Origin of the sequence: Acidovorax sp. 22279 (assembly GCF_052045435.1) — a bacterium.
GTDB classification, from domain to species: domain Bacteria; phylum Pseudomonadota; class Gammaproteobacteria; order Burkholderiales; family Burkholderiaceae_C; genus Acidovorax; species Acidovorax delafieldii.
On sequence record NZ_JBQEOV010000012.1, the window covers coordinates 30,540 to 44,257 of the forward strand.

Consider the following 13,718-nt stretch of genomic DNA (forward strand, 5'->3'; position numbering starts at 1 on the left):
ATGGTGGCTGGTGTTGTGGGCGCTGTGGCTCGCAGGTTGTGCGCAGCCGATAGCCAAAGCCCCCCTGAACGAAGACAGCTGGAGTGGGCGCATTGCCCTGCAGATCGACGGGCAGGCCTCGCAGTCTTTTTCTGCCATGTTCGAGCTGCGCGGCACCGCCCAGGCGGGTGGACTCGTTTTGCTCAGCCCCTTCGGCAATCGCATTGCGCAACTCGACTGGAAAGATGGTCACGCGCAGCTGCTTAGCGGTCAGGACACCCGTACCTCTGATTCCCTGGACACGCTGCTCCAGGACGTGACCGGCACTCGCATTCCCGTGACCGCCTTGTTCAGCTGGCTCAAGGGCACCCAGGCCAGTGCGACGGGGTGGCAAGCAGACCTTACCGGCATTGCAGACGGGCGGCTGACGGCACGCCGCAGCGACCCGCAGCCTACCGCCACGCTGCGCATTGCGCTGACTCCCTGACGGCCTGCAAACTGCTGCGGCCAGCAGAGCCGTTCGCACAGCAAAACCTCGCTCCCCACTCTTTCGCCCCATGCAAGCCTTGTATGACGTGCCAGCCCCGGCCAAGCTCAATCTTTTTTTGCACATCACCGGACGGCGTGCTGACGGCTATCACCTGCTGCAGTCCGTGTTCATGCTTGTGGACTGGTGCGACACCCTGCACTTCCAACGCCGCACGGATGGATTGATTTCGCGGGAAGACCTGTCCACAGCGCTACCCGAAGTGGACCTCTCGGTCCGCGCTGCACATGCACTGCAGGCCGCAACGGGCTGCCGTGAGGGCGCTCACATTGGCGTTCTGAAACGCGTGCCTGCGCAGGCAGGCATGGGAGGCGGCTCTTCGGATGCCGCCACCACGCTGCTGGCTTTGAACCGGCTGTGGGGGCTGAACCTGCCAAGACACGCATTGGCAAAGATCGGTTTGCAGCTGGGCGCTGACGTCCCGTTTTTTTTATGCGGTCACAACGCTTGGGTGGAGGGAATTGGTGAGACAATCACGCCGCTTGAGAAAGTGCACCAGATACCGCAAGCGAGCTTTGCGATCGTGAAGCCCGCAGCAGGTTTGGAGACAAAAGAAATTTTTTCGTCACCAAGTTTGAAACGCGATTCAGATAGTGCTACAATCTTAGGCTTTGCTGCAGCACATTTTGACTTCGGTCGAAACGACTTGCAGCCAGTTGCTCAGGCTCTTTGCCCCGATGTTTTTCAAGCCATTGAATGGCTCAAAGATCGCGGCCTCAAAGGCAGAATGACAGGCTCAGGCAGTGCGGTGTTTGCGCATATGTCACACGCAGTTGACTTGAGCGGAGCCCCCGAGGGCTGGCAAGTGAAGGCATGTGAAAATCTGATGGTTCATCCTCTGGCAGGTTGGGCATCAGGAGAAATTTAAGGTTGGTTGCCCTCGGCAATTGACCTGTGTAGGGGAGTCGCCAAGCTGGTTAAGGCACCGGATTTTGATTCCGGCATGCGAAGGTTCGAATCCTTCTTCCCCTGCCAAACGCTTTCCGCGTACGGGCTTTTATTTCAGACTGCTGGGACGCTCATGCAAGCCAACCACCCCGACTTCATGGTTTTCACCGGCAATGCCAATCCTGGCATGGCAGCTGAAATTGCCCAACACCTCGGCACCACCCTCGGTGCGGCTGACGTGGGTCGCTTCTCTGACGGTGAAGTCACCGTCGAAATCAAACAAAACGTGCGTGCGCGTGATGTTTTCGTGGTGCAGTCCACCTGCGCACCCACCAACGAAAACCTCATGGAACTGCTGATCATGGTCGATGCGCTCAAGCGCGCGTCGGCTGAGCGCATCAGCGCCGTGATTCCTTATTTCGGTTACGCCCGCCAGGACCGCCGCCCCCGCTCTACCCGTGTGCCCATCACGGCCAAGGTGGTGGCCAACATGCTGCAAGCCGTGGGCGTGGCCCGCGTGCTGACCATGGACCTGCACGCTGACCAGATCCAGGGCTTCTTCGATATTCCCGTAGACAACATCTATGCGTCGCCGGTGCTGCTGGGCGACCTGCGCCAGAAGAACTACGAAGATCTGATCGTCGTCTCCCCCGACGTGGGCGGCGTGGTGCGCGCACGCGCCCTGGCCAAGCAACTGAACTGCGATCTGGCCATCATCGACAAGCGCCGTCCTAAGGCCAACGTGTCGGAAGTGATGCACGTGATCGGCGAGATCGAAGGCCGCAACTGCGTGATTATGGACGACATGATCGACACCGCCGGCACGCTGGTGAAGGCTGCCGAAGTGCTCAAGGAGCGCGGTGCCAAGAAGGTGTACGCCTACTGCACGCACCCCATTTTCTCGGGTCCTGCCATCGAACGCATCGCCAAGGGCACAGCCCTCGATGAAGTCGTGGTGACCAACACCATCCCGCTGAGCGACAACGCCAAGGGATGTTCCAAGATTCGCCAACTCTCCGTGGCCCCGCTGATCGCCGAAACGATCCAGCGCATTGCCAAGGGTGAGTCGGTCATGAGTCTGTTCTCGGACCAGGACAACCTGTTCTGACACGCTCCCCCGGGAGCGTTGCAGTCGGATTGCACGCAGGCCTCCTTCGGGAGGCTTGTCTGTTCGAGAGCAATGCGCAGGCCTGCCGCCATGAAGGCGTCACAGGTCTTTTTTAATCGGGGTACGACTGGTCGCGGTCTACCCTTTTCAGGAGCTAACTATGAACTTCGTCGCTTTTGAGCGCGCCAAGCAGGGTACGGGTGCGAGCCGCCGTCTGCGTAATTCGGGCAAGACGCCTGGCATCGTGTACGGTGGTGCTACCGAGCCACAACTGATCGAGGTGGACCACAACGCACTGTGGCACGCCCTCAAGAAGGAAGCGTTCCACTCCAGCGTGCTGGACATGGAAGTGGCTGGCGCCACGTCCAAGGTTGTGCTGCGTGACGTGCAATACCACCCCTACAAGCAACTGGTGCTGCACATCGACTTCCAGCGCGTGGACGACAAGACCAAGCTGCACCTGAAGGTGCCACTGCACTACAGCGGTGCAGAAGAGTCCAACGCCGTCAAGGTGGACAAGTGCATGGTCAACCCGATCGTGAACGAACTGGACGTGACCTGCATGCCTTCGGACCTGCCCGAATTCATCGCTGTGGACCTGTCCAAGCTGGAAAAGGGTGCTTCCCTGCACCTGAAGGACATCAAGCTGCCCAAGGGCGTGGTGGCCAAGGTCCGTGGTGGCCAGAACAACAACCCCGTGCTGGTGTCCGTGGTGCCTCCAGTCGTGGTCGTCGAGACCCCTGCTGAAGCCGCTCCTGCTGCCGATGCCAAGGGCAAGGGCAAGGGCAAGAAGTAATTCGCCGGTCAACGACCTCGATCACTTCACCCGGTCAACCTGCTTTGCGGTGTTGATCACGAAACGGCCCACCTTGCGTGGGCCGTTTTCATTGGTGTGGCGCACTTTGCACGCCGCACCTCTCTCTCGCCGACTGCATCCTCAGGCAGCGGCAGCAATGCTGACGGCCTTTCCACATCCCAGCCACCGATAATCCCGCACATGATCAAGCTGTTTGTAGGCCTGGGAAACCCCGGGCCAGACTACGAGGACACGCGGCACAACGCCGGCTTCTGGTGGATTGATGCCCTGGCGCGCGAACTCAAGACCACGCTGGTGCCCGAGCGCAGTTACCACGGCCTGGTGGCACGCACCACGGTGCATGGCCAGAACGTGTGGCTGCTGGAGCCGCAGACTTTCATGAACCTCTCGGGTAAGTCCGTGGCCTCGCTGGCGCGCTTTTTCAAGATCCTGCCCGAGGAAATCCTGGTGGTGCACGACGAACTGGACATTGCCCCCGGCCAGGTCAAGCTCAAGCGCGGCGGCAGCCATGCCGGACACAACGGCCTGCGCGACATCCACGGACAATTGGGATCGCCCGACTACTGGCGCCTGCGCATCGGCATCGGCCATCCGGGCGTCAAGAGCGAAGTGGCCAACTGGGTGCTCAAGAAGCCGTCGCCAGACCAGCGCACGCTGATCGAGGACAGCATCGCACACTCGCTCAAGGCCTACCCCGCTTTGTTGGCGGGCGACATGGAAAAGGCCACGCTGCTCATCCACACCACCAAACCGCCCCGCCCCAAGCCCCCTCGGCCCGTCGAGGACTGACGGGCGACCAGCACGCTCAGCCGTTACGCAGCGGATTTTGCTATTTACTCAATAGCATCCCAGGCATGATTCACTAGCGCAAGCGGCCGACTGGATTCAAATTACGTCGGCGCAGACGCCTGCAGTCGCTGAAACTTCTGCCACAGGGTTTCACGGCTTTCCACGTGTTGCGGGTTCACGGGGATGCAGGCCACAGGGCAGACCTGCACACACTGGGGCTCGTCGAAATGCCCCACACATTCCGTGCACTTGTTCGGGTCGATTTCGTAGATCTCCTGCCCCAGATAGATCGCCTGGTTGGGGCACTCAGGCTCGCACACATCGCAGTTGATGCACTCGTCCGTGATCATCAGCGCCATACGGCCTCCCAATGCACGGGGCCAAAAACAGGGGCAACGGAGCGAGCGGCGCGGTTCATGCTCCGTATTATCCCGCGCCGGTGGCATGTGCCTTGCGTGCCACACTGCAACCCACCACCGCTGACGGGGACGTTTTTACCGTTATGCTGTGTATACACATTAATTTTGACGCCCCTGCGTCTGACCCACCTGCCAACGCACCCCACCCATGGGCCTGTTTTTTCTCAAGCGGTTTGTCACCCTCCTGGCCACGTTGATTGGCGCCTCCATCGTCGTGTTCCTGGTGCTGGAAATCCTGCCGGGCAATGCCGCGCAGATTCTGATGGGTCCCGATGCCTCTCCCGATGCGGTGGCGGCTCTGGCCACCAAGCTGGGTCTGGACCAGCCCGCCAGCCTGCGCTACTGGCAATGGGTGAGCGGCCTGGTGGTGGGCAACATGGGCGACAGCTACGCCTACAGCTCGCCCGTGCTCGACCTGGTGCTGGAGCGCCTGGCGCTTACCGTGCCGTTGGCCCTGATGGCCATGGTGATCACCACGGTGCTGGCATTGGCCGCCGGTGTGTACGCCGCGGCGCGCCACAACAAGCTGGGTGACGTGGGCGTGATGGGCCTGGCGCAGATCGGCATTGCCATCCCCAACTTCTGGTTCGCCATCCTGCTGATCCTGCTGTTCTCGGTGAAGCTGCAATGGTTCTCGGCCGGCGGCTTTCCGGGCTGGACGGAAGACGCTGGCGGCAGCCCGCTAGAAGCCCTCAAAGCCCTGCTGCTGCCCGCCATTGCGCTGGCTGTGGTGCAGGCTGCCATCCTCGCGCGCATCACCCGCTCGGCCGTGCTGGAGGTGCTGCGTGAAGACTTTGTACGCACGGCCCGCGCCAAAGGTCTCACGCAGCGCGCAGCGCTGTGGGGCCATGTGCTGCGCAACGCCATGATCCCGGTGGTCACCGTGATGGGGCTGCAATTTGCCTCACTGCTGGCGGGCACCATCGTGGTGGAAAACGTGTTCTACCTGCCCGGCTTGGGCCGTTTGATTTTCCAGTCCATCTCCAACCGCGATCTGATAGTCGTGCGCAACTGCGTGATGCTGCTCGCCGCTATGGTCATCATCGTGAACTTCGTCGTGGACGTGCTGTATGCGGTGATCGATCCCCGCGTGAAGGCTTCCGATATTTGATCCCCATGAGCGCCGCCATTTCCTCCCCATCCCCCGCAGCTACCTCCGCCCCGAGTTGGCTGCACCGCGCGCTGCGCCACCGCAGCTTTGTCATCGGTGCCGTGCTGTCACTGTTTCTGGTGCTGGCTGCTGCACTGTCGCTGGTTTGGACACCCTGGTCGCCCTACGAAATGGACCTTGCCAACAAGCTGGCAGGGCCGTCCAGCACACACTGGCTGGGCACGGACGCCTTCGGGCGCGACGTGGTCTCGCTGTTGATGGTGGGCGCCCGCAACTCCATCTTGGTGGGCGTGATCGCAGTGGGCATCGGCCTCACCATCGGCACGGCGCTGGGCCTACTGGCTGCGGCCAAGCGCGGCTGGGTGGAAGAACTCATCATGCGGCTGGCGGACTTCACGTTTGCCTTCCCCGCGCTGCTGCTGGCCATCATGATGACGGCGGTGTTTGGAGCAGGCATCGTCAACTCCATCATCGCCATCGGCATCTTCTATATCCCGACGTTTGCGCGCGTCACACGTGCCTCGGCCAACGCAGTGTGGGCGCGTGAATACATCCTGGCCGCGCGGGCTTGTGGCAAAGGCACCTGGCGTATCACGCTGGAGCATGTGCTGCCCAACACCCTGTCGGTGCTCATCGTGCAGACCACCATTCAGTTCGCACTGGCCATCCTGGCCGAGGCCGCCCTGTCGTACCTGGGCCTGGGCACCCAGCCGCCCCAGCCCTCCTGGGGCCGCATGCTCAGCGAGGCACAGACGCTGATGTTCCAGGCCCCGCTGCTGGCGGTGTGGCCCGGCATGGCGATTGCGCTGGCCGTGCTGGGGCTGAATCTGCTGGGCGACGGGCTGCGCGATTTGCTCGACCCCCGCCTCTCCCGCAAACGCTGACAGCTCCGCACCGAAGACCACCTGCATTCCACGATGTCTCTGTTAGAAGTCTCCAACCTCCGCATCCGCCTGCAGACGCACCGGGGCCCCGCCGATGCCGTGCGCGGCGTGAGCTTTTCGCTGGCGCGCGGTGAAACCCTGGGCCTGATCGGTGAGTCCGGCTGCGGCAAGTCCATCACCGCCATGTCGCTCATGGGCCTGCTGCCCGAGAGCGCACAGGTCACCGGCAGCATCCGCTTTGATGGGCAAGAGCTGGTGGGCCGCACCGATGCACAGATGTGCAAGATGCGCGGCAACCGCATTGGCATGGTGTTCCAGGAGCCCATGACGGCCCTGAACCCCGTGCACACCATTGGCCGCCAGGTGGCGGAGCCGCTGCGCCTGCACCGGGGCATGAATGCATCAGCCGCACGCACCGAAGCGATTGCCTTGCTGGACCGCGTGGGCATCCCCAACGCCGCACAGCGCTTTGACGCCTACCCGCACCAGTTCTCGGGCGGGCAGCGCCAGCGCATCACCATTGCCATGGCGCTGGCCTGCGGGCCCGACCTGCTGATTGCCGACGAGCCCACCACGGCGCTGGATGTGACCATCCAGCAGCAGATCCTGGACCTCATCAGCGACCTCGTGGCCGAGCGCAACATGGCGCTGATCCTCATCTCGCACGACCTGGGCGTGATCTCGCAGAACGTGGACCGCATGATGGTGATGTACGGCGGCAGCGTGGTCGAAAGCGGCTCCACCGCCTCGGTCTTCTCGGCCATGGCGCACCCCTACACACGCGGGCTGTTCGCCGCACGGCCCCACCTGGGTGCCGTGCATGCGCCCGGGCAACGCCCGCGCCTGTCCACCATTCCGGGCACGGTGCCCGAGCTGGTGGACCTGCCCGCAGGCTGCCCGTTTGCAGGGCGCTGCAGCTACACGGTGGATGACTGCCACCACAAGCAGCCCGAGGCCACACTGGTGGCCACCGATGCCGATGGCGACCACCTGGTGCGCTGCCTGCGGCGTGAAGCCATTGCCGAGGCGCAGAGTGCGGATGTGGTGAACATCATCGAGGTGGCAGCATGACCCAGGCCCCCCCCACCACCGGTGCGCCAGCCACCGCGCCACTGCTCCAGGTGACCGACCTGGTGCGCGAATACACGCTGCCCCGCGAGCACCTGTTTCGCCCGCCGGGCAAGGTGCATGCGCTCAACGGCGTGAACTTCTCGATTGCCTCTGGCCGCAGCCTCGGCATCGTCGGCGAATCGGGCTCGGGCAAGTCCACCCTGGCACGGCTGGTGATGGCGCTGGATGCGCCCACCTCCGGCACGGTGGAGCTGCTGGGCCGCAACCTGCACCAGTTGCCCGCTGAGCAGCTGCGCCAGGCGCGCCGCGATTTTCAGATGGTGTTTCAGGACCCGTACGGATCGCTGGACCCGCGCCAGACCGTGGAGCGCATCGTGACCGAACCGCTGCAGGCACAGGGCCAGACCACGCGCGCCGAGCAGCGCGAGCAGGCCGCCCAGGTGCTGTCGCAAGTGGGCCTGCGCACCAACGACCTGGGCAAGTACCCGCACGAATTTTCTGGCGGCCAGCGCCAGCGCATCGCCATTGCGCGCGCCCTCATCACCCGGCCCCGCCTCATCGTGGCCGACGAGCCTGTGAGCGCACTCGACGTGTCGGTACAGGCCCAGGTGCTGAACCTGATGCAAGATCTGCAGCAGCAGTTCGGCATCACCTACATGCTCATCAGCCATGACCTCGCGGTCGTCAACCACCTGTGCGACGAGGTGGTGGTGCTGTACCAGGGGCGCATCGTGGAGCGTGGCTCGCCGGGCGAGCTGTTCCGCAACGCGCAGCACCCTTACACACAGTCGCTGGTGGGTGCCGTGCCGCAGGTGCTGCCCGGCCGGGCACGGGCACGCCGTGCAGCTGCCGCCGCTGCAGCGACTGCGGCAACGGCAAAAACCGCATAACCACATGCAGGTGTGATGGTGTAAAAAGCTTCTTTCCTCCCCGGTAACAAATTGCACCGGGGGTCTCTATGGTTGTTGTCTGGTTTTTTGTCTGGAGAGTCCGAACATGCTGAACCGCCGTACCGTCCTTGCCACTGGCGCCATCGCCGCTGTGCCCTTGACCACCTCGCTTGGCGCCCTGGCGCAAGGCCGCAAAGATGCGGTGACGCTGGCGATGACGCTGGAGCCCCCAGGCCTGGACCCCACCGCCGGTGCGGCATCTGCCATCGCCGAAATCGTTCAGTACAACATCTTCGAGACACTCACCAAGATCAACCCCGACGGCAGCGTGTCGCCCCTGCTGGCCGAAAGCTGGGAGGTCTCGCCCGACCTCAAGACCTACACCTTCAAGCTGCGCCGTGGCGTGAAGTTCCAGAATGGCGAGCCCTTCACTGCTGCGGCCGTCAAGTTCTCGTACGACCGCGCGGGCGGCGAGAAGAGCACCAACAAGGACAAGCGCACCTTTGCCGGCATCACCACCCAAGTGGTGGATGACTACACGGTGGTGCTGCTCAACAAGGAGATCGACCCCGACCTGCTGTTCGTGCTGGGCCAGGCCACCTCCATCATCGTGGAGCCCAAGAGCGCCGACACCAACGCCAACAAGCCCGTGGGCACCGGCCCCTACCAGCTGCAGGCCTGGAACAAGGGCTCGTCGGTCGTGCTGACCGCCTGGGACGGATACCGCGACGCCAAGGCCATCAAGATCAAGCGCGCGACCTTCCGCTTCATCTCCGACCCAGCCGCCCAGGTGGCTGCCCTGCTGGCGGGCGACGTGGACGCATTCCCCCGCGTCACGCCGCGCAGCGTGGCGCAGTTCAAGGCCAACCCAAAGTTCCAGGTGGTGGTCAGCGGCTCGCGCGCCAAAACCATCGTGGCCATCAACAACGGCAAGAAGCCGCTGGACGACGTGCGCGTGCGCCGCGCCATTGCCGCAGCCATTGACCGCAAGGCCGTGATCGAAGGCGCGGGCGACGGCTACGGCGCACCCATCGGCAGCCACTACGTGCCCGGCGCGTTTGGCTACGTGGACACCACGGGCGTGAACCCCTACGACCCTGAAAAGGCCAAGAAGCTGCTGGCCGAGGCCGGCATCAAGACACCGCTGGAGCTGACCATGACGCTGCCCCCCACGCCTTACGCCCGCCAGGGCGGCGAGGTGGTGGCTGCCCAGCTGGCCAAGGTCGGCATCATCGCCAAGATCCAGAACGTGGAATGGGCGCAGTGGCTCAGCGGCACCTACGGCAGCAAGAACTACGACCTGACCATCATCAGCCACGTGGAGCCCTTTGACCTGGGCAACTTTGCCAAGCCCGACTACTACTGGGCCTACAACTCGCCCAAGTTCAACGACCTGTTCACCCAGATCAAGAACGCCGCCCGCCCCGCCGACCGCGCCAAGCTGCTGGGCGATGCGCAGCGCCTGCTGGCCAACGATGCGGTACACGCCTTCTTGTACTCCAACCAGTGGATCACGGTGGCCAACAAGAACCTCAAGGGCCTGTGGAAAGACATGCCCGTGTTCGTGAACGACATCTCCGCGCTGTCCTGGTCCTGACCGCCACGCGCCGTAACGCGGCGCGTGCAGGAGTCAAGACTCCTAAAACAATAGCTGCCAGCGCTTTATCCAGTAGCGCTTGCAGCCTTTTTTATTGATAAACATCGCTACGGCGACCACCCACCCCGCCATGACCGAACTGCACGACCTGCCCGCCCACGACCTGATTGCCGCCTACCGCCAGCGCAAGCTGTCACCGGTCGAGGTCACGCAGTCCGTGCTGGCCCACATTGAACGGTGGGAGCCCCACATCAAAGCCACCTACCTGCTGCGCCCCGAGGCCGCCCTGGCCCAGGCCCGTGCCTCCGAGGCCCGCTGGCTGCGCGGCGAGCCCAAGGGGCTGCTCGACGGCGTGCCCAGCACCATCAAGGAAAATATCTCCACCGAAGGCGACCCCACCCCGCTGGGCACGGCCGCCGTTGAGCTGGTGCCCGCCGCAGCCGATGCGCCGCCCGCCGCCCGTATGCGCGAGGCAGGTGCCGTCATCGTCGCCAAGACCACCATGCCCGACTACGGCATGTTGTCATCCGGCCTGTCCACCTTTCACCCGCTGTCGCGCAACCCCTGGGACGTGAGCAAGGGCCCGGGCGGCTCCAGCGCCGGCGGTGGCGCGGCGGCCGCTGCGGGCTACGGCCCGCTGCACATCGGCACCGACATTGGTGGCTCGCTGCGCCTGCCTGCCAGCTGGTGCGGCATCTTCAGCCTCAAGCCCAGCCTGGGCCGCATCCCGATTGACCCGCCCTACACAGGCCGCGCCGCCGGCCCCATGACCCGCACCGTGGCCGACGCCGCGCTGATGATGCAGGTGCTGAGCCAGCCCGACGCACGCGACAGCATGAGCCTGCCCTACCAGGACATCGCCTGGAGCCAGTTCAACAAGGGCGCAGAACGCCTGCGCGGCCTGCGCATCGGCCTGCTGCTGGATGCAGGCTGCGGCCTGCCGGTGGAGCCCGAGGTGAAGGGCGCCGTGGAGGGCGCAGCCCAACTCATGGAAGCCGCCGGCGCCACCATCGTGCCCATGGCACCTTTCATGACCCAGGCCATGCTCGACGGCATGGACCACTTCTGGCGCATGCGCTCGCACATCGACCTGCAGGCCCTGCCTGCGGCGCGGCGCGACAAGGTGCTGCCCTACATCCGCACCTGGGCCGACAGCGCCGCCTGCATGAGCGGCACCGAGGTCTTCACCGCCAGCCACCAGTTCCACCTGACGCGCGTGGCCGCCGTCAAGGCCTGCAGCGCGTTCGACTACGTGATCTCGCCCGTGGCGCCCAACGTCGCCTTCCAGGCCGAGCTGCCCTCGCCCACCAACGACCCGCTGCGCCCGCTGGAACACATCGGCTTTACTGTGCCGTTCAACATGTCCGAGCAACCTGCGGCCTCGGTCAATTGTGGCTACACCCGCGCTGGTTTGCCCATCGGCCTGCAGATTGCGGGCGCACGTTTTGACGACCTGGGCGTGCTGCAGGTGGCGCACGCGTTCGAGCTGATCCGCGAACCCCAGCGGGCATGGCCCCAGCCGCCTGCGGCATAACCCTGCATCTGTCGTGCGTTGTTGTTGGTAACCTTGGGGGAATACGCTCTGACGCTGGCACCACCGCTGGAGCCCCCACCTCACAAACCACCATCCCACCACCGCATGGACATCATCATCCTGGCGATCCTCATCGCCACCGGCACCTTCATGCTCAATGCCAAAGAGCAGCGCAAGCGCATTGCGCTGCTGGGCAAACACCTGGCCAACTACCAGATCGAAAAACTGATGGAGGCGCTGACCGACGGCTACCTGCGCGCCCTGGGTGAAAGCACCGACGAGCGCCGCAGCCAGATCTGGAGCCTGCTGAGCACCACCGAGTCGCAACTGAGCGAGCAGTTCAGCCGCTTTGCCGCCGACTTTGCCAAGGTGGACGAAGCCCACGCCCGCGTCAGCCGGCTCTCCGTGCCGATCCCGTTTGCCGACAAGCTGCTGCCCGCCATGACCTTTGACGTGCGTCGTGCGCTCGCCATCCACGCGCGCGGCATTGCCCATGTGGTGCAGAACACCAGCCACCTGTCGCCCAAGGACCGCGCCTACATGATGACGGCCGAGCTGTTTCTGATGCAGCACACCTGCCACTGGTACTGCAAGTCCAAAACGGTGGCCAGCGCCCGCATGCTGGCGCGGCACCAGACACCGCACGAACAGCTCGTCGCTTCCGTTTCAGCCGAAACCCGCAACGCCTACGTGACCTTGATCAACGGCGGCTGAGCCCAGCGACCCAACAATGCCCCATGCCATCCTCCACGCACACCCGCATGACCGACAGCCTGGGCAACCCCATCACGCTGCACGACGAGGCCAGCGCGACAGCGCTGAATGACTTTGTAGAAGGCTTCATCGCCTGCGAGGCCCGCGCAGTGAACGTGCTGAACGCGGCGGCCGAAACCAGCCCCATCGTCCAGGCCAGCTGCGCCGCACTGCACATGTTTGCCGAGTCGGCCGACGCCCCGCGCAACGCCCGCCCCTTCATCGACCAGGCCCTGGCCCGCGCCGCAGAGGCTACCGAGCGTGAGCAACGCTTTGTGGCCGCCATCGCCGCCTGGGTGGATGGCGACCTGCCCCGCGCCATTGCGCTGCACGAGGAGCAAGCCCGCCTGCACCCGCGCGACCTCGCTTCCCTCAAGCTCGGCCAATACCATTTGTTCAACCGCGGCGACTCGCCGGGCATGCTGCGCCTGGCGCTGCAGGCCCTGCCCGCAGCGGCCGAGGTGCCCTACCTGCACGGCATGCTGGCCTTTGGCTGGGAGCAATGCCACCGCCTGCAAGAGGCCGAAAGCGCCGCACGCCACGCCATCACCCTGTGCCGCAAAGAGCCCTGGGCCCACCACGCGCTGGCCCACGTCATGCTGACCCAGGGCCGCATCCGCGAAGGTACCGACTTCATGGCCAGCGTGGGCGACACCTGGACGGGCCTGAACTCCTTCATGGTCACGCACAACTGGTGGCACCAGGCGCTGTTTTTGCTGGAGCAGGACCGGCACGCCGAGGTGCTGGCGCTCTACGACCAGCAGGTGTGGGGCGTGGTCAAGGAATACACCCAGGACCAGATCAATGCCGTGTCGCTGCTCGCCCGGCTAGAGCTGGCGGGCGTGGATGTGGGCGACCGCTGGACCGACGTGGCCGACTACCTAGCGCCGCGCCTGGCCGACCACGTACTGCCCTTTCTGGACCTGCAATACCTCTACGGCCTGGCCCGCGCCGGGCGGATGGAGGCAGCACGCACGCTGCAAAACAACATCGCAACCCACGCCGCCACCCGCACCGAGGCACACGAGCGCACCGTGTGGCAGCAGGTGTGCGTGCCTGCCGCCCACGGCCTGCTGGCACATGCGCAGGGCGACTGGGCGACGGCAGTGGAGAAGCTGGGCGTGGCCCTGCCCAGGCTGGTGGAGATTGGCGGCAGCCACGCGCAGCGGGATCTGTTTCACCAGATCTGGCTGGACGCACTGCAGCGCAAAGGGCAGTGGGCGGCGGTGCAGAACGTGTTGCAGCCGATAGTGAATGGGCAGCCGGAGTCGGTGAGGCTGGCGCGGCAAGTGGGGGTGGTGAATGCAGCGCTGAAATTGCCGGGTTGAGTC

Annotated in this window: 14 protein-coding genes and 1 tRNA gene; 14 read left to right on the forward strand and 1 reads right to left on the reverse strand. The window is 64.4% G+C overall.

The features are described 5' to 3' along the window. The first annotated feature begins 10 nt into the window (after positions 1–10). From ACTJKQ_RS16235 to pth, 6 genes are all read left to right on the forward strand, one after another. Entirely contained in the window at positions 11–466 is a 456-nt protein-coding gene (locus ACTJKQ_RS16235; protein ID WP_440597441.1) for a lipoprotein insertase outer membrane protein LolB, read from the forward strand. Positions 467–536: 70 nt separating this feature from the next. After that, complete coding sequence (gene ispE, locus ACTJKQ_RS16240) at positions 537–1,394, forward strand: 4-(cytidine 5'-diphospho)-2-C-methyl-D-erythritol kinase (RefSeq protein WP_440597442.1); 858 nt, start codon at positions 537–539, stop codon at positions 1,392–1,394. A gap of 30 nt (positions 1,395–1,424) precedes the next feature. Next, positions 1,425–1,501, forward strand: a tRNA-Gln gene (locus tag ACTJKQ_RS16245). A gap of 46 nt (positions 1,502–1,547) precedes the next feature. Next, positions 1,548–2,522 carry a ribose-phosphate pyrophosphokinase gene (locus ACTJKQ_RS16250; protein WP_056060480.1) on the forward strand — a complete coding sequence of 325 codons (975 nt, stop codon included), beginning with the start codon at positions 1,548–1,550 and terminating at the stop codon, positions 2,520–2,522. A gap of 160 nt (positions 2,523–2,682) precedes the next feature. After that, positions 2,683–3,318, forward strand: a complete 636-nt coding sequence (locus ACTJKQ_RS16255; protein WP_056060476.1) for a 50S ribosomal protein L25/general stress protein Ctc — start codon at positions 2,683–2,685, stop codon at positions 3,316–3,318. 201 nt (positions 3,319–3,519) lie between these two features. Further along, positions 3,520–4,128, forward strand: coding sequence for an aminoacyl-tRNA hydrolase (pth, locus tag ACTJKQ_RS16260; protein ID WP_056747313.1), 609 nt, complete (start codon positions 3,520–3,522; stop codon positions 4,126–4,128). Between the two features lie 101 nt (positions 4,129–4,229). On the opposite strand, the gene ACTJKQ_RS16265 is transcribed toward pth, so the two are convergent. After that, complete coding sequence (locus ACTJKQ_RS16265) at positions 4,230–4,487, reverse strand: YfhL family 4Fe-4S dicluster ferredoxin (RefSeq protein WP_295937503.1); 258 nt, start codon at positions 4,485–4,487, stop codon at positions 4,230–4,232. 208 nt (positions 4,488–4,695) lie between these two features. Between ACTJKQ_RS16265 and ACTJKQ_RS16270 the strand changes: the two genes are divergently transcribed. The 8 genes from ACTJKQ_RS16270 (at position 4,696) to ACTJKQ_RS16305 (ending at position 13,715) form a co-directional block, all read left to right on the forward strand. Beyond that, the gene (locus ACTJKQ_RS16270) at positions 4,696–5,658 is read left to right on the forward strand and encodes an ABC transporter permease (RefSeq protein WP_440597443.1); all 963 of its coding nucleotides are present in this window, start codon (positions 4,696–4,698) and stop codon (positions 5,656–5,658) included. 5 nt (positions 5,659–5,663) lie between these two features. Further along, positions 5,664–6,542: an ABC transporter permease gene (locus ACTJKQ_RS16275; protein WP_440597444.1), complete on the forward strand. Its 879-nt coding sequence runs from the start codon at positions 5,664–5,666 to the stop codon at positions 6,540–6,542. A gap of 33 nt (positions 6,543–6,575) precedes the next feature. Continuing rightward, complete coding sequence (locus tag ACTJKQ_RS16280; protein WP_440597445.1) at positions 6,576–7,613, forward strand: ABC transporter ATP-binding protein; 1,038 nt, start codon at positions 6,576–6,578, stop codon at positions 7,611–7,613. Next, a complete protein-coding gene (locus ACTJKQ_RS16285) occupies positions 7,610–8,503 on the forward strand; it encodes an ATP-binding cassette domain-containing protein (RefSeq protein WP_440597446.1) in 894 nt (297 codons plus the stop codon). Before ACTJKQ_RS16280 ends, ACTJKQ_RS16285 begins: the two co-directional genes overlap by 4 nt. A 106-nt stretch (positions 8,504–8,609) precedes the next feature. Continuing rightward, positions 8,610–10,100, forward strand: coding sequence for an ABC transporter substrate-binding protein (locus tag ACTJKQ_RS16290; RefSeq protein ID WP_056060456.1), 1,491 nt, complete (start codon positions 8,610–8,612; stop codon positions 10,098–10,100). Between the two features lie 130 nt (positions 10,101–10,230). Next, on the forward strand, positions 10,231–11,634 hold the full coding sequence (locus tag ACTJKQ_RS16295) for an amidase (protein ID WP_440597447.1): 1,404 nt from the start codon (positions 10,231–10,233) through the stop codon (positions 11,632–11,634). A gap of 105 nt (positions 11,635–11,739) precedes the next feature. Next, positions 11,740–12,348, forward strand: coding sequence for a hypothetical protein (locus tag ACTJKQ_RS16300; protein ID WP_099731067.1), 609 nt, complete (start codon positions 11,740–11,742; stop codon positions 12,346–12,348). 23 nt (positions 12,349–12,371) lie between these two features. Continuing rightward, entirely contained in the window at positions 12,372–13,715 is a 1,344-nt protein-coding gene (locus tag ACTJKQ_RS16305; protein ID WP_440597448.1) for a tetratricopeptide repeat protein, read from the forward strand. Positions 13,716–13,718 lie beyond the last annotated feature (3 nt).

Excerpts from the sequence above, each read along its gene's own strand:
- ispE (WP_440597442.1), top strand. The coding sequence starts at position 537 with ATGCAAGCCTTGTATGACGTGCCAGCCCCGGCCAAGCTCAATCTTTTT.
- ACTJKQ_RS16250 (WP_056060480.1), top strand. The coding sequence starts at position 1,548 with ATGCAAGCCAACCACCCCGACTTCATGGTTTTCACCGGCAATGCCAAT.
- ACTJKQ_RS16255 (WP_056060476.1), top strand. The coding sequence starts at position 2,683 with ATGAACTTCGTCGCTTTTGAGCGCGCCAAGCAGGGTACGGGTGCGAGC.
- pth (WP_056747313.1), top strand. The coding sequence starts at position 3,520 with ATGATCAAGCTGTTTGTAGGCCTGGGAAACCCCGGGCCAGACTACGAG.
- ACTJKQ_RS16265 (WP_295937503.1), bottom strand. The coding sequence starts at position 4,487 with ATGGCGCTGATGATCACGGACGAGTGCATCAACTGCGATGTGTGCGAG.
- ACTJKQ_RS16270 (WP_440597443.1), top strand. The coding sequence starts at position 4,696 with ATGGGCCTGTTTTTTCTCAAGCGGTTTGTCACCCTCCTGGCCACGTTG.
- ACTJKQ_RS16275 (WP_440597444.1), top strand. The coding sequence starts at position 5,664 with ATGAGCGCCGCCATTTCCTCCCCATCCCCCGCAGCTACCTCCGCCCCG.
- ACTJKQ_RS16280 (WP_440597445.1), top strand. The coding sequence starts at position 6,576 with ATGTCTCTGTTAGAAGTCTCCAACCTCCGCATCCGCCTGCAGACGCAC.
- ACTJKQ_RS16285 (WP_440597446.1), top strand. The coding sequence starts at position 7,610 with ATGACCCAGGCCCCCCCCACCACCGGTGCGCCAGCCACCGCGCCACTG.
- ACTJKQ_RS16290 (WP_056060456.1), top strand. The coding sequence starts at position 8,610 with ATGCTGAACCGCCGTACCGTCCTTGCCACTGGCGCCATCGCCGCTGTG.
- ACTJKQ_RS16295 (WP_440597447.1), top strand. The coding sequence starts at position 10,231 with ATGACCGAACTGCACGACCTGCCCGCCCACGACCTGATTGCCGCCTAC.
- ACTJKQ_RS16300 (WP_099731067.1), top strand. The coding sequence starts at position 11,740 with ATGGACATCATCATCCTGGCGATCCTCATCGCCACCGGCACCTTCATG.
- ACTJKQ_RS16305 (WP_440597448.1), top strand. The coding sequence starts at position 12,372 with ATGCCATCCTCCACGCACACCCGCATGACCGACAGCCTGGGCAACCCC.